This is a genomic window from Tistrella sp. (assembly GCF_002684955.1).
GTDB lineage: Bacteria > Pseudomonadota > Alphaproteobacteria > Tistrellales > Tistrellaceae > Tistrella > Tistrella mobilis.
This window is the reverse complement of the sequence record NZ_NYWI01000013.1, coordinates 72,788-91,731: the sequence shown is the minus strand read 5'-3', so window position 1 is coordinate 91,731 and position 18,944 is coordinate 72,788. Positions and strand designations below refer to the sequence as shown.

Genomic DNA, 18,944 nt, shown 5'->3' with positions numbered 1-18,944 from the left:
CCGGCGGCGCTGGTCGATTGATCGGGCGCGCCGGTCCCGGTAGTCTCGGCGCGTCCGGGCTTTTCCGGCCGGTCGCGCCCCCTCTTCTGCCCCCCCTCTTCTGCCTCCTACGACGAAGGTTGACCTCCGTGCAGTACATCAGCACCCGCGGCCGCGCGCCGCGGCTCGATTTCGGTCAGGTTCTCCTCGACGGTCTCGCCCGCGACGGCGGCCTCTATCTGCCCGAGAGCTGGCCCCGGGTCGAGCCGGCCACCATGCGGGCCTGGCGGGGGCTGGACTATGCGGGCCTTGCGAAGCAGGTGATGCGGCTTTTCGTCGGCACGACCATTGCGCCGGCCGATCTGGACCGGATGATCGACGACACCTATGCCGGCTTCGGCCACAGGGCGGTGGCGCCGCTGAAGCAGCTGGGCGCCAATGAATGGGTGATGGAGCTGTTCCACGGCCCGACCCTCGCTTTCAAGGATTTCGCCCTGCAGCTGCTGGGCCGGCTGTTCGATCATGCGCTGGACCGGTCCGACCGGCGCGGCGTGATCCTGGGCGCCACCTCGGGCGATACCGGCTCGGCGGCGATCGAGGCCTGCCGCGACCGCGCGCGGCTGGACGTGTTCATCCTGCATCCCTTGGGCCGCACCTCCGAGGTGCAGCGCCGGCAGATGACCACCGTGCTGTCGCCCAATGTCCACAACATCGCCATCCGCGGCACCTTCGACGATGCCCAGGACATGGTGAAGGCGGCTTTCGGTGACGAGGCCTTCCGCGACCAGGTCGGGCTGACCGCGATCAACTCGATCAACTGGGCCCGCATCGCCGCGCAGGTGGTCTATTACTTCCATGCGGCTCTGGCCCTTGGGGCGCCCGATCGCGAGGTCGCCTTCGCCGTGCCGACCGGCAATTTCGGCGACGTCTATGCCGGCTATATCGCGGCCTCGATGGGCCTGCCGGTGGCGAAGCTGATCGTCGCCACCAACGAGAACGACATCCTGGCGCGGTTCTTCCGCAATGGCGACTATTCCTCGGCCGGCGTGCGGCCGACCTGGAGCCCGTCGATGGACATCCAGGTCGCCAGCAATTTCGAGCGGCTGCTCTTCGATCTGAAGGGCCGCGACGGCGAGGCCACCGCGGCTGCGATCCGCACCTTCCGCGAAACCGGCAGCCTGCCGATCAGCGATGCCGAGATCGCCAAGGCCCGGCTGCTCTTCGATGCCGGTGCTGCCGACGACGCCCGCACCATCGACACCATCGCCCGTGTCTTCACCGAGACCGGCGAGATCCTGGATCCGCACACCGCCGTGGGCGTGGCGGTGGCCCGCGACCGCCGCGAGGGCGTGCCGGCCGGCACGCCGGTGGTGGTGCTGGCGACCGCCCATCCGGCCAAGTTCCCGGATGCGGTGGAAAAGGCGATCGGCCGTCGTCCGGCCCTGCCTGCGCGCATGGCAGACCTGATGGAGCGGCCGGAGCGATATGACACGCTGGAGGCTGACGTTTCGGTCCTGACCTCCCATATCCTGTCGCACCGCCGCAACGTCTGACCGCTCCGGTCGGGCACGATCCGCCGGTTACATCTCCGACAGAAGGGCAGAAGACGCCATCATGAGTCTCGACGGTTCCAGCATCCGCATCACCACCCTGCCCAACGGCATGCGTGTGGCCACCGACAGCATGGCCCATGTCGAGACCGTGACCGTGGGGGTCTGGGTGCATGCGGGCACACGCCACGAGCCGGCGGAGATCAACGGCGTCTCGCATCTGCTCGAGCATATGGCCTTCAAGGGCACCGAGCGGCGCACCGCCCAGGGCCTGGCGGAAGAGGTCGAGGCGGTGGGCGGCTATATGAACGCCTATACCTCGCGCGAGCAGACGGTCTATTACCTGAAGCTGATGGCCGACGATCTGGAGCTGGGCGTCGACGTGCTCGCCGACATCCTGCAGCATTCGGTCTTCGACCCGGACGAGCTGGAGCGCGAGCGCTCGGTGGTGGTGCAGGAGATCCTGTCGGCCGACGACATGCCGGAAGATGTGGTCTTCGACCATTTCCAGATCGCAGCCTATCCCGATCAGGGGCTGGGCCGGCCGATCCTGGGCCCGGTCGACATCGTGCGCGGCATGCCGCGCCAGGCCATCGCCGGCTATATGCGCCGCCAGTATGCCGCCGGCCGCATGGTGCTGGCGGCGGCGGGCAAGGTGGATCACGACCGGCTGGTCGATCTGGCGACCCGCTTCTTCGACGCCCTGCCCGCGACCGAGCCGCGCGACATCGACCCCGCCGCCTATGTCGGCGGCGATCTGCGCCGGCGCAAGGATCATCTGGGCCAGGTGCATCTGACGCTGGGCTTCCCCGGCATCGGCTATGCCCACGAGGACTATCACGCCTCGCAGCTGCTGGCCACGCTGCTGGGCGGCGGCATGTCCTCGCGCCTGTTCCAGGAGGTGCGCGAGAAGCGCGGCCTCTGCTACAACGTCTATTCCTTCGCAAGCCCGTTCGAGGATCACGGCCTGTTCGGCATCTATGTCGCGGCCGCCGAGGACGAGATCGCCGAGGCGATGCCGGTGATCGTGGACGAGACCCTGGGCGTTGCCGACCGGGTGGGCGAGGAAGAGCTTCGCCGCTCGTTCGCGCAGCTGAAGGCCGGGCTGCTGATGGGGCTGGAAAGCACCACCGCGCGCGCCGAACGCCTTGCCCAGTCGCTGATCATCCACGGCCGGGCGCAGTCGGTGGCCGAAACGGTGGCCGAGCTGCAGATGGTGACGCCCGATCAGGTGTCGCGGCTGGCGGCCCGGCTGCTGGGGGGCGGGGCGCCGACCCTGGCGGCGCTGGGGCCGATCGCCCGGGTGCAATCCTACGACGATCTCCGCCGTCGCTTCGGCTGACGGCAGGGCCCAGGATCCGACCGCAGGCAGGAGACGGCATGACGGCAGGACGAAGCATGCAGGCGGGCACCACCGGGGCGGGAGAGCCGCAGTCCCCAGGCAATTTCCAGGCCCCAGGCAATCCCCAGGCCCCAGCCAATCCCCAGGCCCCGGGCAATCCCGACGGGCCGGTCGCCCTGGTGGTCGATGCCGAGGGGCTGGTCTGCCCCTGGCCGGTGCTGAAGGCCCGCAAGGCGCTGAACACCCTGGCCGCCGGTGCGGTGATCGAGGTGATCGCCACCGATCCCGCCTCCTATATCGACATTCCGGCCTTCTGCGACACCGGCGGCCATGTCCTGCTCGACCAGCGCCGCGACGGTCCCCGTTTCGTCTACCGCGTCCGCAAGGGCGCGGGCGACTGACCGGCCGGCGGACGGGGAGGCATCCGGAATGTGGCCTTTTGCCTCGATGGATGGCGGCGATCGGCCGCGGATCATCACGCCGCGGGTGGTGATGCGCCCCGCGCGTCTGGTCGACTATCGCGAATGGGCAGAGGTGCGCGAGGCCTCGCGGGAGTTTCTGGAGCGCTGGGAGCCGTCCTGGGGCAATGATCCCTTGAGCCGCGGGGCCTATCGCCGCCGGGTCGGCCACTATCGCATGATTGCCCGCCGGGGCATGGGGCTCGCCTTCCACGTCTTCGTCCGTGACGCGGGCGACGGCCGCAGCGAAGGGCGCGAGGCGTTGAGCCTGGCCGGCGGGCTCACCCTCAACAACATCCGCTATGGCGTGGTCCAGTCGTGCAATGTCGGCTACTGGATCGGCGCGCATGTCGCCCGCAAGGGCTATATGACCGAGGCCCTGGCCGGGGCTGCCGATTTCGTCTTCGACACGCTGGGGCTGCACCGGCTGGAAGCGGCCTGCCTGCCTGAAAACCATCGCAGCATCGGCTTGCTGGAAAAGCTCGGTTTCGAATCCGAAGGCTATGCGCGCGAATATCTGCTGATCGACGGCCGCTGGACCGATCATCGCCTGTTCGGCCTGATCGCGACCGACTGGCGCCGCCGCCGGCCGCTGCCGCCGGCGGTGATCGACGCCGGCTGAACCCGCCGCCCCCCTTCTGCTACCCTTCTGCTACTCTGAAGCGAACCGCGCTTCGCAGAAGGGGAGGGCATGATGACGATCGAGACGCAGGAAACGGCCGGTCCGCGACCGGTGGTGGTCTATCCGAACGGCAGCCTGCCCGCCCCCGACATGGCGGCGCTGGAGGCGGCGCGGGCGGGGATGGAGAAGATCGACGAGCTGGTCGTGCCGCCCCGCGACGGGCGGGCCTTCCGGGTGCCCCGGGGCCATTTCTTCCGCATCCTCTCGATCGAGGGGCCGCAGGTCGGCGATCTCAATCTCTGGAATGCCCACGACCTGTCGGAGCGCTTCTTCAGCGGCAAGACAAGGGCGCTGCACGCCACTCATGTCACCACCGGCCATCGGCTGTGGAGCACGCTGCCGGCCCTGCGGCCGATGGCGACCATCAGCCACGACACCCTCGGCTGGTATGGCTGGGATGCCGATGGCGGCGGGGTGCACGACGTGATCGGCACGCGCTGCGACCCCTATACCAACCGGCTGCTGACCGGCACCGATTATCACCACTGCTGCCATTCCAATCTCTGCCGCGCGCTCGCCGCGGCTGCCGGCCTCAGCCCGCGGGCGGCGGAGCCCCATGTCCACGACGTGCTCAACGTCTTCATGTGCACCGGCTTCACCCGCGACACGCACCAGTATTTCATGAAGGCGAGCCCGGTCCGCCCCGGCGACTTTCTGGAACTCTTCGCCGAGATCGACCTGCTGGCGGCGCTCTCCGCCTGTCCCGGCGGCGATTGCAGCGCCAGCCATTCAAGCGATGCGGCGCGCTGCTACCCGCTGAAGGTGGAGATCTTCCGGCCCGATCCCGCCCCGCTCGCCGCCTGGCCCTGGCCGGCGCCGAACGGCTATGACGGGCTCTGAGCCGCCCCCGCGGGGTCCCGGGAGTCGCCCCGAAAAAAAATGCCGGCCAGGGAGTGCCTGGCCGGCAAAGTCGCGTGTGTGAGGACGAGTCGTGCGAAACGGGAATGAAACGTTTGCACGCCGTTGATAATATGAGATTGAGAATGATTCGCAATACTGAATCGACAAAGCCTGCAAAGTTTTTTCCCGACCAGGGCAGGTCTCACACAAAATCAATGGGTTGTGCAGGCGAGGCACAGGGGCCGGGCGAGGCCGTGCCACGCCGGTGCACGTCGCCGCATCGCGGTCAGGCGTGACCGCCTTCGCCGGAAAGATGGCCGAGGTCCACGCCCAGACGGCCGATCGCCTCGCGCCACTTGCCCTCGACATCGCCTTCGAACAGCAGTTCGGCATCGGCGTCGACCACCAGCCAGCTGTTGCTCTGGATCTCGGTCTCCAGCTGGCCGGGGCCCCAGCCGGCATAGCCGAGGGCGACGAGCGTGCGATCGGGGCCGTGGCCTTCGGTCATCGCCTTCAGCACGTCGAGCGTGGCGGTCAGCGCCACGCCGTCATCGATGCGCAGGCTGGTGGCGAGCACGTAATCGGTCGAATGCAGCACGAAGCCGCGGCCGGTTTCGACCGGCCCGCCGAAATGGACCTTCACCGTCGCCGCTTCGGGGCTGCAATCCAGGCCGAGCTGCGACAGAAGTTCGGGGAAGTCGACCGTGTCGAGCACCCGGTTGACCACCAGCCCCATTGCGCCGTCGTCGGAATGGGCGCAGAGATAGATCACCGTCTTGGTGAACCACGGATCCTCCAGCCGGGGCATCGCGATCAGCACCTTGCCGGTCAGGCCCTCGGGGCCCGACATCTCGAAAGGCGTGGTGGTTGCTGCCGCCATGGGGCGGTCTGCCCGCATCCCTGCCATTGCCCGACTACCTTCTCGCCCGTGTTGTCGCGGTCGCCCGCTGTGGGGAAGCGCACGAAGGATCATCACAATCACGTGGTCGCCGCCACATGACGCCCTGTCGCATGTCCTTCCGGCGCCATGCCGCCTATAGTTACGTCTGGATTAGGTAGGCTGGCGCCGGAGCATGCGCAAGGGCACATCTGTTCGCCCCGCGAGCGGCCGGCCGCTGCCGCCCCAGCCCGGGAACCCATGGGACCGCCGCATGCATATCCGCCGCACAGACCGCCAGACCCTCCGGCAGAAGGCCATAGCCGCCTTCGGTTCGGGCATCATGCTGGCCTTCGCCTGTCTGACGATGATGGCGCCCGGCCTGGCGGCAGAGGCGCCGCGCGGCTGGATCGGCCCCTGGGCGGAGGGGCAGCGCTCGGCGGTGCGGCTGGTGGCGGCGCCGCAGACCCCGGATGAGGCGGCGCGGGGGGAGCTGTCGCTCGGTCTGGATTTCCGGATGGAGCCGGGGTGGAAGCTCTACTGGCGCTCGCCCGGCGATGCGGGCCTGCCGCCCGCGATCGATGGGGCCAGCCCCTCGATCGCCGACGGGCAGATCGCCGCCACGCAGATCCACTGGCCGCTGCCCGGGCGTTTCACCGCCTTCGAGACCATCCACACCTATGCCTATGCCGACCATGTCCTGCTGCCGGTGACGGCGCAGCTGGCCCCGGAGGCGGCCTCCCCGCCCGGCAGCGTGACCGGCCCCATCCGTCTGAGGCCCGTCCGTCTCAAGGTCGACTATCAGGTCTGCGAGGCGCTGTGCATTCCGGTGACCGCCGATCTGGCGCTCGACGTGCCGGCGGGGCCGGCCGATCCGCTCGACCGCACCGCGGCCGAGGCCGAAGCCGCGATCAACACTGCCCGGGCAGCGGTGCCGGCGGTCGTCTCAGACCTCGCCGCCGCCCCCTTTGCGGCGGTCTCGGCCGGCTGGATTGCGGCCGAGGGCGACGGCCCCGCCCGGCTGGTGGTGGAGGCGAAGAGCGATGCGCCCTTCGGCCCCACGGCCGATGTCTTCATCGAGGGGCCGGACGGCTTCGCCTTCTCGCCGCCCGATGCCCGGCGGCTCGACGACGGCCGGCGGATCCGCTTCGTCGCCGATGTGGCACCCCCCACCGCCGATGCCCGGCTTCTGGGAGAGGCGGTGCGGCTCACGCTGGTCGATGATGCGCCGGGTGCGGGGCTGCGTGCGGTAGAGACCACCGCCCAGGTGGTGCCGGCGCCGGCAACCCTGCTCGGCCCCGAAGGCGGGCTGGTTGCCGCCCTGCTGATCGGCCTGCTCGGCGGGCTGATCCTGAACGTCATGCCCTGCGTGCTGCCGGTGCTGTCGATCAAGCTGATGGGATTGGTTGCGACCCGCGGCCTCGGCCGCGGCGATGTCAGGGCCAGCCTGCTGGCGACGGCCGCCGGCATCCTGTTGTCCTTCCTGGCGCTGGCGCTGGCGGCGGCCGGGCTGAAACTGGCCGGCGTTGCGGTCGGCTGGGGCATCCAGTTCCAGCAGCCGGCCTTCATCGGCGTGATGATCGTGATCATGGCGCTGTTCGCGGCCTCGCAGCTTGGGGTCTTCACCATCCGGGCCCCCGTGCTGTCGGGCGGGCTCGCCCGCGATGCGGTGCCCGAGGCGGGCGGGCGGCCGAAGCTCGGCCGCGCGATGATGAGCGGCGTGGTGGCGACCCTGCTCGCCACCCCCTGTTCGGCGCCCTTCGTCGGTACGGCGCTGGGCTTTGCGCTCGCCGGCGGCACGGCCGACATCCTGGCGGTCTTCGCCGCCATGGGGCTGGGCATGGCGCTGCCCTATCTGGCGATCGCGGCGGTGCCCTCGGCGATCCGCCTGCTGCCCCGGCCGGGGCGCTGGATGGTCTGGGTCAAGGTCGCGATGGGCCTGGCGCTGGCGGGGACCGCGCTCTGGCTCACTCTGGTGCTCAGCCGCCTGGTCCAGCCGGGTGCGGCCGCGGCGGTGGCGGTGCTGGCGGCGCTCGCCGCCCTGCTGCCGCTGGTCATCACCAAGGCCCGGCTGCTGCGCTGGGCCGGTGTCGGCGGTCTGGCGGTGGCGGCGGTCGCAACCGCGGTTCTGGCCTCGCCCCCGTCCGGCCGCGGCCTGCAGGCGATTGCGGCCGAGGGGCCCTGGACGCCCTTCGAGGCCGGGGCGATCGCCGCCGAGGTGGCGAAGGGCCGGGTGGTGTTCGTCGACGTCACCGCCAGCTGGTGCGTCACCTGCATCGTGAACGAGGAACGGGTGCTGGCGGTGGATCCGGTGGCGGGCCGCCTGGCCACACCCGATGTGGTGGCGATGAAGGCCGACTGGACCCGGCCCGATCCGGCGATCGCCGACTATCTGGCGGGCTTCGGCCGCTATGGCATTCCGTTCAACGTGGTCTACGGCCCGGCGGCGCCGCAGGGGCTGGTGCTGCCCGAACTGCTGACCGCCGATGCCGTGACCCGGGCGCTGGATCAGGCGCGCGGCAACGGCGCCGGCTGAGGGCGCGCCTTCCGCGCGAAAACCCGCGCCCGCGGACTTGCGCCCGTCACCGGAACCGGCCTTAAATGGCGGCGATCCGGAGGGCCGGCCACACCGACAGGGCTGCCCCCGCAGACGAGACGCGAGTTCCGAGCCAGGAGAGCGAGATCATGACCATTTCCATCGGCGACAAGATTCCGGCAGCCACCCTGGTCGAGATGACCGCGGACGGCCCGAACAAGGTGTCCACCGACGAGCTGTTCGCCGGCCGCACCGTGGCGGTCTTCGCCGTGCCCGGCGCCTTCACCCCCACCTGCTCGGCCCGTCATCTGCCGGGCTTCGTTGAGCAGGCCGATCAGATCGCCGCCAAGGGCGTCGACGAGATCGTCTGCATCTCGGTCAACGACGCCTTCGTGATGGGCGCCTGGGGCAAGGCCCAGGGCGTCGACGGCAAGGTCCGCCTGCTGGCCGACGGCAATGGCGACCTGACCAAGGCGCTGGGCCTGACGCTCGACGGCACGGGCTTCGGCATGGGCCTGCGCTCGCAGCGCTATTCGATGCTGGTCAAGGACGACGTCGTCACCCAGCTGAACGTCGAAAAGCCCGGCGCTTTCGAGGTGAGCGACGCCGGCACCCTGCTCGGCCAGCTCTGATCCTGCCGCGGAGCCTTCGGGCTCCGCATGCTGCATCGGCGGCGCGGCTGGCATCCCGTCCCGGGTGCCGGCCGTATCGCCGTACCGGCATCTTTTCAACGCCCGCCCAGCCATCGCGGAGCCGATATGACCAAGACCCCCACCGACCACCGCGACCTGGCCGCGCGTTTCCCCAACCTGCATGTGCTCGACCATCCGCTGATCCTGCACAAGCTCAGCCATATGCGGAACCAGGCGACATCGACCAAGACCTTCCGCCAGCTGCTGCGCGAAATCGCCCTGCTGATGGGCTACGAGATCACCCGCAGCCTGCCGATCACCCATGAAGAGCTGGAGACGCCGCTCGAACGCGTGGCGGTGCCGGTGATCGAGGGCAAGAAGGTCGCGGTGGTGCCGATCCTGCGTGCCGGCCTCGGCATGGCCGACGGCCTGACCGAGCTGATGCCCTCGGCCCGCATCGGCCATGTCGGCCTCTATCGCGACGAAGAGACCAAAGAGCCGGTCGAGTATCTGGTGAAGCTGCCCAAGGCCGATGGCCGGACCTTCATCCTGGTCGACCCGATGCTTGCCACCGGCAATTCGGCGGTGCATGCGGTCGACGTGCTGAACCGCTATGGGGTCGCCGACGACCAGATCCGCTTCATGGCCCTGATCGCGGCCCCCGAAGGCCTGGAGGTCTTCACCCGCGCCCATCCGCAGGTGAAGGTCTATGTCGCCGCCGTCGACCGCTGCCTCGACGAAAACGCCTATATCCGCCCGGGCCTGGGCGATGCCGGCGACCGGCTGTTCGGGACGCGGTGATCTCGCCGCCTCTCGCGACCTGACATAAGGGACCCTGCAGTGACGAAGACCTACCGCAGTGAGGCCCTGGCCGCGATCCACGAGACGGCGTCGGATCTGCACGATGTGGGCCTGCTCGACAAACAGACCATGCGCCAGTTCGACGCCCTTGCCCTGGCACCGGTGGCGCCTGAGCGTTCGGATGCCATCCCGACGTGACCACCGGCCTTATCAGCCAGTGGGAGCGGGGCGAGAAACGACCGGCGGGTGCGTCGCTCAAACTTCTGTCATTGGTTGAACGTCACGGCCTGGGCGTGCTGGCTTGATGTGAGGTTCCGGCGTCCCTCTCAGCCCCGCTTCGGAATCCCGGCGCGCGCCAGCGCGTCGGCGCGTTCGTTTTCGGGGTGGCCGGCATGGCCGCGGACCCATTCCCATTCCACCGTATGGCCGCGGACCAGCCCGTCCAGTTCCTGCCAGAGATCGGCGTTCTTGACCGGATCCTTGGACGCGGTCTTCCAGCCGTTGCGCTTCCAGCCATGGATCCATTTGGTGATGCCGTCGCGCACATAGGTGCTGTCGGTGCAGATCCGGATCGTGGTCGGGCGTTTCAGCGCGCGCAGCGCCTCGATCGCCGCGGTCAGCTCCATGCGGTTGTTGGTGGTGAGCGGCTCGCCGCCGCTCATCTCGCGTTCCAGCTCTCCCCAGCGCAGCAGCACGCCCCAGCCGCCGGGGCCGGGATTGCCCGAACAGGCGCCGTCGGTGAAGGCTTCGACGATCTTCTTCGGTGCGTCAGTCGAGGCCATAGGCGCCCGGTCCCGTAACGCTGCGATGGAAGCGCAGCCTGTGGAGGTATTCGAGCGGATCCTTGGGCTTCACCAGCGCCCCTTCCACCCGGTTCAGCCAGTCATAGGCGCGGGTGAGCAGGAAGCGCAGCGCCGCCCCTTCGCAGAGCAGCGGCAGGGCCGCCAGCTCGGCGTCGGAGAACGGCCGGACCTTGCGATAGGCGCCCAGCATCAGCCGGGCCTTGGTCACGTTGAACTGCCCGTCCGGCTCGAAGCACCAGGCATTGATGCAGATCGCGATTTCGTAGGCGAAGGCGTCGGAGCAGGCGAAGTAGAAATCGATCAGCCCCGACACCCGGTCCGGCCGCTCGTAGAACACATTGTCGGGGAAGAGATCGGCATGGATCGTGCCCGCGGGCAGATCGGCCGGCCAGGCCGTGGCCAGCCGGTCCAGCGTGTCGGCGATCTCGGCGGCAAGGCCCGGCACGATCTCGTCGGCGCGGCCGCCGATGCGGGCGGCGAGCCCTTGCCAGCCGGGCAGGGCCAGCGCATTGGGGCGCCGGCCGGTGAAATCCGCGGTCGCAAGATGCAGTTCGGCCAGCGCCGTGCCCAGCGCCCGGCAATGGGCGGGCAGGATCCGGCCGGGGCCGCGGCCGGGCAGGAAGGTGAAGATCGCCGCCGGCTTGCCGGCCAGTTCCACCAGCGCCCGGCCCGACCGGTCGTGCACCGGTTCCGGGCAGCGGATGCCGCGCCGGGTGAGGTGCTCCATGAGGTTCAGGAAATAGGGCAGATCCGCGGGGTCGACCCGCTTCTCATAGACCGTCAGCACATAGCGCCGGCCGCCGGCGTCGAGAAACCAGTTGGAGTTCTCCACCCCCTGCTGGATGCCCTGCAACCGCTCGAAGGGGCCGATATCATAGCCGCTGAGCAGTGCACGCATGTCGTCGTCGTCGACCGCCGTATAGACCGCCATTCCGGTCGATGCCTCCTGTTGCGCCCGGGCGGATCCCGTGGCGCGTCTCCTCTGGTTGCGGGTGGTGGTCCGGGGGAACCGTTCAGTGATTGAGTTCGGGCGGCAGCTTGAACACCACCCGTTCCTCGGCCGTGGTCACCCGTTCGATCGAGACCGGGCCGCGGGCGCGGAAGGCCGCGATGACCTCGTCCACCAGCACTTCGGGGGCAGAGGCGCCGGCGGTGATGCCGATCCGGGTCACCCCTTCCAGCCGCGACCAGTCGATCTCGGCCGCGGTCTGGATCAGCCTGGCATTGGCGCAGCCCGCCACCGCCGCCGTTTCGACCAGCCGGCGGGAGTTCGAGGAATTCGGCGCCCCGATCACCAGCACCGCCTGAACCTCGGCCGCGATGCGGGCGACGGCCTCCTGGCGGTTGGTGGTGGCATAGCAGATATCTTCGCGCCGGGGGCCGGCAATCTCGGGAAAGCGGCGGCGCAGCACCTCGATGATGCCCGAGGTATCGGCCACCGACAGGGTGGTCTGGGTCGCGAAGGCAAGCTCCAGCCCGGGGCGCGGCGGCTGATAGGCCTCGGCATCGGCGATGCTCTCGATCAGGTCGACGGCGCCCTCGGGCAGCTGGCCCATGGTGCCGATCACCTCGGGGTGGCCGGCATGGCCGATCAGCAGCACATGGCGTCCCTCGCCGTGATGGCGCTCGGCCTCTCGATGAACCTTGGAGACCAGCGGGCAGGTGGCGTCGATCGCGTGCAGCTCCCGCCGTGCGGCCTCGGCCGGCACCGATTTGGGCACGCCATGGGCCGAAAAGATCACCGGCACCCCGTCCGGCACCTCGTCCAGCTCCTCCACGAACACCGCGCCCTTGGCTGCCAGATCCTGCACCACGGTCTTGTTGTGGACGATCTCGTGGCGGACATAGACCGGCGCGCCGAAGCGTTCGATCGCCCTCTCGACGATCTGGATCGCCCGGTCGACCCCGGCGCAGAAACCGCGGGGTTCGGCCAGCACGATGGTGACCGCGGCAGGGGATGCCGCTTTTGGGGAGGTCGGGGCCGCCTTGGTCATCGCGTCGGCTCTCCGGGCTGAAGGATCCGGCAGGCGGATCCGGGGAGGGTGGCTCGCATAGGGTGCGGTATGGCACGGGCAGCGCCCGAGTTCAACACCGGGCGCACGCATCCCGTTGCCTTGAAAGAACGATCCCGGCCCTTGCCCGCGGCGATTCCCCGCCACTACACTCATGGATGCCTGTTCCGGAAATAAAGCAATCAAGGCGCGCATTGCGCCGACGGGGCGGCACCGAGGCACGAGTTGATGACCGATCGGCCGATCCGGCCGGCAAGAGACGGGAAGGGTCAGGACATGACGATGGAAAACGACGCCACGCCGCCGGCCGCGGCACCGGTGGTGGCACAGGCGGAGCCCTTTGAGGTGGCGGTGAAGGCGGGGCGGACCTATTGGTGGTGCTCCTGCGGGCTGAGCACGAAACAGCCTTTCTGCGACGGCACCCACAAGGGCACCGGGCTCAGCCCCCAGGCCTGGAAGGCCGAAGAGGACGGCACGGTCTGGTTCTGCGGCTGCAAGCAGACCGGTGCGGGCCCCATGTGTGACGGCAGTCACGAAAGATTGTGACCCGGGGGACGCGGCCCCAGGAGGTGACACGGACACGCGCGGGCGGCGGCATTGCGTGCCCGCGCGCCATCGCTATAAAGTGGCGCTTGTCTCAGCCGGCCGCCCGGTCCCCCGGGCGATCCGGCGATAAACGATCACGGAGCGCTTCGTCGTGGCACAGTCCCATTCCGCGTCCGGTCCCGAAACGGCAATGAACAGGACGGCGACGCGGGCGGCCCTGCGTCGCCGGGCGGCCCTGGCCCTGGCCGCGTCGGGTGTGGCGCTCGTCGTCTCCGGCTGCGGTGCCTTCTCGCGCGCCGAGCCGCCGGTCTGCCCCCGCGTGGTGGTGCTGCGCGACACCGCCCAGGCGGTGCAGATCGAACCGGGTGCGAAGGACGTGACCGGCGTGCGTTTCCTGGGCCGGATCGCCGATGCCCAGTGGACCTGCGATGCCGATACCGACGACGGCAAGCGCTATCTGGATGTGGCGCTGACCGTGGTGATCGATGCCGAACGCGGCCCGGCCGCCCCCGATGCCACCGCAACCGCCTTCGACTATTACGTGGCGGTGGCCGATCGTCAGCAGACCATTCTGAACAAGCAGGTCTTCCGGTCGGATCTGCCCTTCCCGGCCAGCCGGCTGAAGGCCGGGTCGAAGGAAGAGCTCAGCATCCGCGTGCCGCTGCCCGGCACCAGCACCGGTGCCGACTATGCCCTGCTGATCGGCTTCCAGCTCGATCGCGAGCAGCTGGAGTTCCAGCGCGGCCACAGCCGGTAAGAGCACAGCAGGACCCCGGGGGGACGCGCTGCCCGGGCCGGAACCATCCCGGTCCGGATCGTGATCCGTTGACGCGAGAGGGCTGCGGGCCGGATTGTGCCCTGCGGCCCTCTCGTGTATCCTGGCCGCGCTCGGAGGCTACGTGACAGACGAACCCTGTGGGAGAGCGCGCTGCGCGACACCCGGCCGGTCGACGGCCGGGAGACAGTCGAGGCAGTGCCGCCGAAGGAGCAACCGGCCCCGGTAAACTCTCAGGCACCAGGGACCGCAGGGGAATGTCACTCTGGAAAGCAGGCGGCGCGGAAGATCGCGGCGTCTCACCGAAGGGGTAAGTGCGACGGCGGCCACCGCATCCGCGGGGGTATGGCGGCGCACAATCTTTCAGGTCCGAAGACAGAGCGGGGCCATCTCCGGGGACGGAACGTCGGATCGACCGGCGGCGCCGGACCTGGGAGATGCGCGGCCGCAATCCTGTTTTCTCGGAGCGACCCGATGTCCGGTCCGGACCAGCCGACCCAGGGCGGTACCCCCGCCGATCTTCTGAAGACCCCGCTTTACGATCTGCATCTGGCGCAGGGCGGCAAGATGGTGCCCTTTGCGGGCTATCTGATGCCGGTCCAGTATCCCATGGGCATCAAGGGCGAGCATCTGCATACCCGCACCCATGCGGGGCTGTTCGACGTCTCGCATATGGGCCAGGCACGGATCACCGGGCCGGATGCCGCGGCGGCGCTCGAAGCCCTGGTGCCGGGCGACATCACCGGCCTCGGCCTCGGCCGGATGCGCTATACCCAGCTCACCACCGATGACGGCGGCATCCGCGACGACCTGATGGCGACGCGGTTCGACGGCCATGTCTTCCTGGTGGTGAACGCCGCCTGCAAGGCCGATGATTTTGCCCATATCGCGGCGCATCTGCCGGCCGGCCACAGCCTCGACATCCTGGATGATCGCGCTCTGCTGGCCCTGCAGGGGCCCGAGGCGGCAGCTGTGCTGGCGGCGCTGGCGCCCGCGGCGGCCGAGATGGCCTTCATGTCGATGCAGCCGCTCGACATCGCCGGCATTCCCTGCCTGGTCAGCCGGTCCGGCTATACCGGCGAGGACGGCTACGAGATTTCGGTCCCGGCCGATCAGGCGGAAAGCCTGGCCGGCAAGCTGCTGGCCGATCAGCGGGTGGCGCCGATCGGTCTCGGCGCCCGCGACAGCCTGCGCCTCGAAGCCGGGCTCTGCCTTTACGGCCACGATATCGACCTCTCGACCAATCCGGTCGAAGCCGGGCTCGGCTGGTCGATCGCGAAGCGCCGCCGCACCGCCGATGCCGGCTATCCCGGGGCGGCGGTGATCGCCGCCGCCTTTGCCGAGGGCCCGGCGCGCAAGCGCGTCGGCCTTGTTCCCGAGGGCAAGGTGATCGCGCGCGAAGGCACCGACGTGATCGACCCTGCAACCGGCGAGACCGTCGGCCGTGTCACCAGCGGCGGCTTCGGCCCCAGCGTCGACGGGCCGGTGGCCATGGCCTGGGTCCGCGCCGATCTGGCCGCCCCCGGCACCGCCCTTGCCCTCGACGTCCGCGGGAAATCCCGCCCGGCGACCGTCGCCCCCATGCCTTTCGCGCCGCATCGCTACCGGCGCTGACCTGCAACACTCCCGCCCCATCAGGGAACAGCGAGCTTCCTCATGAGCACTCTGCGTTTCACCAAAGACCATGAATGGATCGACCTCGACGGCGAGGTTGCAACCGTCGGCATCACCGATTACGCCCAGGGACAGCTGGGCGATGTGGTGTTCGTCGAACTGCCCGAGGTCGGGCGGTCTCTGGCCGCCGGCGACGATGCCGCGGTGGTCGAATCGGTCAAGGCCGCGAGCGACGTTTATGCGCCGATCGACGGCGAGGTGGTCGAAGCCAATCAGGCGGTGGTCGACGACCCGAGCCTGGTCAACAGCGACCCTGCGGGCGAGGGCTGGTTCTTCAAGGTCCGCGTCACCGATGCCGGTCAGCTCGACGAGCTGATGGACGAGGACGCCTATGCGTCCTACATCGCGGAGCTGGAGTGATCTTATCATGCGTTATCTGCCCCTGACGGGTGAGGACCGCGCGGAGATGCTCCGCGTGATCGGGGCCCCGTCGATCGATGCCCTGTATTCCGACGTGCCCGCCGACCTGCTTCACGGCCCCGAAGCCTTCCGGGCCGTGGCGCCGGGCAAGAGCGAGCTTCAGGTCGAGCGCGAAATGGCCGCCTATGCCCGCGCCAGCCGGGCCGCCGGTGACGGACCGTTCTTCGTGGGCGGCGGGCTCTACCGCCACCATGTGCCGGCCGCCGTCGACCATCTGATCCAGCGGTCCGAATTCCTGACCGCCTACACCCCCTATCAGCCGGAAATCGCCCAGGGCACCCTGCAGACCCTGTTCGAGTTCCAGACCCAGGTGGCCCTGCTGACCGGCATGGACGTGGCCAATGCCTCGCTCTATGACGGCTCTACCGCCGCGGCCGAAGCGGGCATGATGGCGGTGCGGATCACCCGCCGGAACAAGGTGGTGGTGGCGGGATCCGTCCATCCCCATTACCGCGCCGTGGTGCAGAACCAGCTGGGCTTCGCCGGCATCGAGGTCGACCTCGCCCCGGCCGATCCGACGGCGGAAGACGATGTCGCGGCCCGGGTCGATGCCGGCACCGCGGCGGTGATCGTGCAGAACCCCGGCTTTTTCGGTCAGGTCCGCGACCTGACGGCGCTGGCCCAGGCGGTGCATGCCAAGGGCGCGCTGCTGATCGTGGCGGTGACCGAGGCGGTGTCGCTGGGCGCGGTCGAAAGCCCCGGTGCCATGGGCGCCGATATCGTGGTGGGTGAAGGCCAGAGCTTCGGCAATGCGCTCACCTTCGGCGGGCCGACCGTGGGGCTCTTCGCCACCCGGTCGAAATTCCTCCGCCAGATGCCGGGCCGGCTCTGCGGCGAGACCGTGGATGCCGATGGCCGCCGCGGTTTCGTGCTGACGCTGTCGACCCGCGAGCAGCACATCCGCCGCGACAAGGCGACCAGCAACATCTGCACCTCGGCCGGTCTCTGCGCCTCGGCCTTCACCATTCATCTGGCGATGCTGGGTGAGCAGGGGCTGACCCATCTGGCGGCGCTGAACCATGCGCTGGCGGGTCGTGCCGCCGATCGTCTGGCGGCGGTGCCGGGTCTCAGCCTGGTCAACGACACCTTCTTCAACGAGTTCACCCTCGATCTGGGGCGGCCGGCGGCACCGGTGGTGGAGCGGCTGGCGGCGCGCGGCATTCTGGCCGGCATCGCGCCGGCGGTGCTCGACGGCGTCGAGGCCGATGCGGCGGCGCTGCAGAACCTGCTGGTGGTGGCGGTGACCGAACTCGTCACCGACGAGGATGTCGAGGCGCTGGCCTCGGCGCTGACCGAGGAGCTTTCGGCATGACCGCGATGGACCGTTCCCAGGGCCGGGTCTCGCGCGACGAGACGCCGGAGATCTCGATGATCCCCGAAACCGCGACCGGCAATCGCGGCCTGCAGCTTGAAGAGCCGCTGATCTTCGAACAGGGCACCCCCGGCCGGATCGGTGTCGATCTGGCGCCGGTGCCCGAGACGAAGAGCCGGCTGGGCGGTGTGGTGCGCAAGGCCCCGGTGGGCCTGCCCGACCTGGCCGAGCCGCAGGTGGTGCGCCATTTCGTGCGCCTGTCGCAGAAGAACTACTCGATCGATTCGGGGCTCTTCCCGCTCGGCTCGTGCACCATGAAGTACAATCCGCGCCTGAACGAAAAGGTGGCGCGGATGCCCGGCTTCGCCGATCTGCACCCGCTGCAGCCGGTCTCCACCATCCAGGGCGCGCTCGGCATGATGCACGAGCTGGGCACCTGGCTGACCGAGCTGACCGGCATGACCGAGGTGACGCTGGCCCCTGCCGCCGGCGCCCATGGCGAGCTGGCCGGGCTGATGGCGATCCGTGCCGCCCATGTCGCCCGCGGCGATGCCCGCAGGCGCGTGATCGTGCCCGACAGCGCCCATGGCACCAACCCCGCCTCGGCCGTGCTCTGCGGCTATACCGTGCAGAGCATTCCGGGCACCGATGACGGCCGGGTCGATGTGGCGGCGCTGAAGGCGGCGCTCGGCCCCGATGTCGCGGCGGTGATGCTGACCAACCCCAACACCTGCGGCCTGTTCGAACGGGACGTGAAGGTGATCGCCGATGCGGTGCACGAGGTGGGCGCCTATTTCTACGGCGACGGCGCCAATTTCAACGCCATCGTCGGGCGGGTGAAGCCGGCCGAACTCGGCTTCGACTGCATGCATATCAACCTGCACAAGACCTTCTCCACCCCGCATGGCGGCGGCGGCCCGGGCTCGGGCCCGGTGGTCTTTGCCGAAAGCCTGGCCCATGTGGCGCCGGGCCCGCGCATCCGCCGGCAGGACGATGGCAGCTACACGGTCGAAGCCGTGCCGGGCGGCCCGGCGGTCGGCCGGCTCAAGGCCTTCTTCGGCCAGGCGGGCATGTTCACCCGGGCGCTCGCCTATATGAAGAGCCTGGGCCGCGACGGCCTGCATGCGGCCTCGGGCGATGCGGTGCTGGCGGCCAACTATCTGATGGCCCGGCTCTCGGAAGAGATGACCCCGGCCTTCCCCGGCCCCGCCATGCATGAATGCCTGTTCGACGACGGCTTCCTTGAAGGCACCGGGGTCAGCACGCTCGACTTCGCCAAGGCGATGATCGACGAGGGCTTCCACCCGATGACCATGTACTTCCCGCTGGTGGTGCATGGCGCGATGCTGATCGAGCCGACCGAGACCGAATCGAAGCAGGCGCTGGACCAGCTGGTCGACGCGCTGCTCTCGCTCGCCCGCCGCGCCAAGGCGGGGGAGGCGGAAGCCTTCCATGCCGCCCCGCGCTATGCGCCGCGCCGGCGTCTCGACGAGACGCTCGCCGCCCGCAAGCCGGTGCTGCGCTGGACCCCGCCGGCAGAGGCCCGCGCCGCGGCCGAGTGACCACGGCGAGGCCCGTTACGGACAAGTCTACCGCCCCGGTAGCATCGCTACCGGGGCGGTTCGCGTTTCGGTCGGCAAATCCCGCGATGCGGCATATGGGCGTCAATCCGGGTTGACCTGGGCACAGGAAGCGCGGGCCAAAA

General features: G+C 69.4%; 18 protein-coding genes, 1 pseudogene and 2 riboswitches. Of the genes and pseudogenes, 15 read left to right on the top strand and 4 right to left on the bottom strand.

Annotation, left to right across the window (positions count from 1 at the left end):
* The first annotated feature begins 128 nt into the window (after nt 1-128).
* The 5 genes from thrC (at nt 129) to CMO28_RS03130 (ending at nt 4,851) form a co-directional block, all read left to right on the top strand.
* Nucleotides 129-1,532: a threonine synthase gene (gene thrC / locus CMO28_RS03150; RefSeq protein ID WP_296709466.1), complete on the top strand. Its 1,404-nt coding sequence runs from the start codon at nt 129-131 to the stop codon at nt 1,530-1,532.
* A 61-nt stretch (nt 1,533-1,593) separates the two neighbouring features.
* On the top strand, nt 1,594-2,871 hold the full coding sequence (locus CMO28_RS03145) for a M16 family metallopeptidase (RefSeq protein WP_296709462.1): 1,278 nt from the start codon (nt 1,594-1,596) through the stop codon (nt 2,869-2,871).
* A gap of 38 nt (nt 2,872-2,909) precedes the next feature.
* Nucleotides 2,910-3,272: a sulfurtransferase TusA family protein gene (locus CMO28_RS03140; RefSeq protein WP_296709460.1), complete on the top strand. Its 363-nt coding sequence runs from the start codon at nt 2,910-2,912 to the stop codon at nt 3,270-3,272.
* Between the two features lie 28 nt (nt 3,273-3,300).
* A complete protein-coding gene (locus CMO28_RS03135; protein ID WP_062762551.1) occupies nt 3,301-3,951 on the top strand; it encodes a GNAT family N-acetyltransferase in 651 nt (216 codons plus the stop codon).
* 72 nt (nt 3,952-4,023) lie between these two features.
* The gene (locus tag CMO28_RS03130) at nt 4,024-4,851 is read left to right on the top strand and encodes an urea carboxylase-associated family protein (protein WP_296709563.1); all 828 of its coding nucleotides are present in this window, start codon (nt 4,024-4,026) and stop codon (nt 4,849-4,851) included.
* A 286-nt stretch (nt 4,852-5,137) separates the two neighbouring features.
* Here CMO28_RS03130 and CMO28_RS03125 read toward each other — a convergent pair whose 3' ends face one another.
* Entirely contained in the window at nt 5,138-5,731 is a 594-nt protein-coding gene (locus CMO28_RS03125) for a YqgE/AlgH family protein (protein ID WP_082828345.1), read from the bottom strand.
* Between the two features lie 271 nt (nt 5,732-6,002).
* Between CMO28_RS03125 and CMO28_RS03120 the strand changes: the two genes are divergently transcribed.
* The 4 genes and pseudogenes from CMO28_RS03120 (at nt 6,003) to CMO28_RS29860 (ending at nt 10,002) form a co-directional block, all read left to right on the top strand.
* Nucleotides 6,003-8,264: a protein-disulfide reductase DsbD family protein gene (locus CMO28_RS03120; protein WP_296709447.1), complete on the top strand. Its 2,262-nt coding sequence runs from the start codon at nt 6,003-6,005 to the stop codon at nt 8,262-8,264.
* Nucleotides 8,265-8,413: 149 nt separating this feature from the next.
* Nucleotides 8,414-8,896, top strand: coding sequence for a peroxiredoxin (locus CMO28_RS03115; protein ID WP_296709444.1), 483 nt, complete (start codon nt 8,414-8,416; stop codon nt 8,894-8,896).
* Between the two features lie 126 nt (nt 8,897-9,022).
* Nucleotides 9,023-9,697, top strand: coding sequence for a uracil phosphoribosyltransferase (upp, locus tag CMO28_RS03110; RefSeq protein ID WP_296709439.1), 675 nt, complete (start codon nt 9,023-9,025; stop codon nt 9,695-9,697).
* 39 nt (nt 9,698-9,736) lie between these two features.
* A pseudogene (locus CMO28_RS29860) lies at nt 9,737-10,002 on the top strand (helix-turn-helix domain-containing protein).
* Between the two features lie 21 nt (nt 10,003-10,023).
* Here the strand turns inward: CMO28_RS29860 and rnhA are convergent.
* From rnhA to ispH, 3 genes are all read right to left on the bottom strand, one after another.
* Nucleotides 10,024-10,479, bottom strand: coding sequence for a ribonuclease HI (gene rnhA / locus CMO28_RS03100; protein ID WP_014746310.1), 456 nt, complete (start codon nt 10,477-10,479; stop codon nt 10,024-10,026).
* Complete coding sequence (locus CMO28_RS03095) at nt 10,466-11,431, bottom strand: homoserine kinase (RefSeq protein ID WP_296709433.1); 966 nt, start codon at nt 11,429-11,431, stop codon at nt 10,466-10,468. The genes rnhA and CMO28_RS03095 overlap by 14 nt, the downstream gene beginning before the upstream one ends.
* Nucleotides 11,432-11,513: 82 nt before the next feature.
* Nucleotides 11,514-12,494 (bottom strand): 4-hydroxy-3-methylbut-2-enyl diphosphate reductase, encoded by a 981-nt coding sequence (ispH, locus tag CMO28_RS03090; protein WP_296709430.1) that lies wholly within the window; start codon nt 12,492-12,494, stop codon nt 11,514-11,516.
* A gap of 294 nt (nt 12,495-12,788) precedes the next feature.
* On the opposite strand from ispH, the gene CMO28_RS03085 reads away from it, so the two are divergent.
* The 6 genes from CMO28_RS03085 (at nt 12,789) to gcvPB (ending at nt 18,801) form a co-directional block, all read left to right on the top strand.
* Complete coding sequence (locus CMO28_RS03085; protein WP_082828450.1) at nt 12,789-13,058, top strand: CDGSH iron-sulfur domain-containing protein; 270 nt, start codon at nt 12,789-12,791, stop codon at nt 13,056-13,058.
* A 190-nt stretch (nt 13,059-13,248) separates the two neighbouring features.
* Entirely contained in the window at nt 13,249-13,815 is a 567-nt protein-coding gene (locus tag CMO28_RS03080) for a hypothetical protein (RefSeq protein ID WP_296709425.1), read from the top strand.
* Nucleotides 13,816-13,964: 149 nt separating this feature from the next.
* A riboswitch (glycine riboswitch) is annotated at nt 13,965-14,093 on the top strand.
* Nucleotides 14,094-14,219: riboswitch (glycine riboswitch) on the top strand.
* A gap of 88 nt (nt 14,220-14,307) precedes the next feature.
* Nucleotides 14,308-15,447, top strand: coding sequence for a glycine cleavage system aminomethyltransferase GcvT (gcvT, locus tag CMO28_RS03075; protein WP_296709422.1), 1,140 nt, complete (start codon nt 14,308-14,310; stop codon nt 15,445-15,447).
* Between the two features lie 42 nt (nt 15,448-15,489).
* Nucleotides 15,490-15,867, top strand: coding sequence for a glycine cleavage system protein GcvH (gcvH, locus tag CMO28_RS03070; RefSeq protein WP_014746304.1), 378 nt, complete (start codon nt 15,490-15,492; stop codon nt 15,865-15,867).
* A gap of 7 nt (nt 15,868-15,874) precedes the next feature.
* Nucleotides 15,875-17,239, top strand: coding sequence for an aminomethyl-transferring glycine dehydrogenase subunit GcvPA (gene gcvPA / locus CMO28_RS03065; protein ID WP_296709416.1), 1,365 nt, complete (start codon nt 15,875-15,877; stop codon nt 17,237-17,239).
* Nucleotides 17,236-18,801 (top strand): aminomethyl-transferring glycine dehydrogenase subunit GcvPB, encoded by a 1,566-nt coding sequence (gene gcvPB, locus CMO28_RS03060; protein ID WP_014746302.1) that lies wholly within the window; start codon nt 17,236-17,238, stop codon nt 18,799-18,801. Before gcvPA ends, gcvPB begins: the two co-directional genes overlap by 4 nt.
* Nucleotides 18,802-18,944: the final 143 nt, after the last annotated feature.

Coding starts and splice junctions, on each gene's coding strand:
- CMO28_RS03145 (WP_296709462.1), top strand. CDS start 1,594: ATGAGTCTCGACGGTTCCAGCATCCGCATCACCACCCTGCCCAACGGC.
- CMO28_RS03140 (WP_296709460.1), top strand. CDS start 2,910: ATGACGGCAGGACGAAGCATGCAGGCGGGCACCACCGGGGCGGGAGAG.
- CMO28_RS03135 (WP_062762551.1), top strand. CDS start 3,301: ATGTGGCCTTTTGCCTCGATGGATGGCGGCGATCGGCCGCGGATCATC.
- CMO28_RS03130 (WP_296709563.1), top strand. CDS start 4,024: ATGACGATCGAGACGCAGGAAACGGCCGGTCCGCGACCGGTGGTGGTC.
- CMO28_RS03125 (WP_082828345.1), bottom strand. CDS start 5,731: ATGGCGGCAGCAACCACCACGCCTTTCGAGATGTCGGGCCCCGAGGGC.
- CMO28_RS03120 (WP_296709447.1), top strand. CDS start 6,003: ATGCATATCCGCCGCACAGACCGCCAGACCCTCCGGCAGAAGGCCATA.
- CMO28_RS03115 (WP_296709444.1), top strand. CDS start 8,414: ATGACCATTTCCATCGGCGACAAGATTCCGGCAGCCACCCTGGTCGAG.
- upp (WP_296709439.1), top strand. CDS start 9,023: ATGACCAAGACCCCCACCGACCACCGCGACCTGGCCGCGCGTTTCCCC.
- rnhA (WP_014746310.1), bottom strand. CDS start 10,479: ATGGCCTCGACTGACGCACCGAAGAAGATCGTCGAAGCCTTCACCGAC.
- CMO28_RS03095 (WP_296709433.1), bottom strand. CDS start 11,431: ATGGCGGTCTATACGGCGGTCGACGACGACGACATGCGTGCACTGCTC.
- ispH (WP_296709430.1), bottom strand. CDS start 12,494: ATGACCAAGGCGGCCCCGACCTCCCCAAAAGCGGCATCCCCTGCCGCG.
- CMO28_RS03085 (WP_082828450.1), top strand. CDS start 12,789: ATGACGATGGAAAACGACGCCACGCCGCCGGCCGCGGCACCGGTGGTG.
- CMO28_RS03080 (WP_296709425.1), top strand. CDS start 13,249: ATGAACAGGACGGCGACGCGGGCGGCCCTGCGTCGCCGGGCGGCCCTG.
- gcvT (WP_296709422.1), top strand. CDS start 14,308: ATGTCCGGTCCGGACCAGCCGACCCAGGGCGGTACCCCCGCCGATCTT.
- gcvH (WP_014746304.1), top strand. CDS start 15,490: ATGAGCACTCTGCGTTTCACCAAAGACCATGAATGGATCGACCTCGAC.
- gcvPA (WP_296709416.1), top strand. CDS start 15,875: ATGCGTTATCTGCCCCTGACGGGTGAGGACCGCGCGGAGATGCTCCGC.
- gcvPB (WP_014746302.1), top strand. CDS start 17,236: ATGACCGCGATGGACCGTTCCCAGGGCCGGGTCTCGCGCGACGAGACG.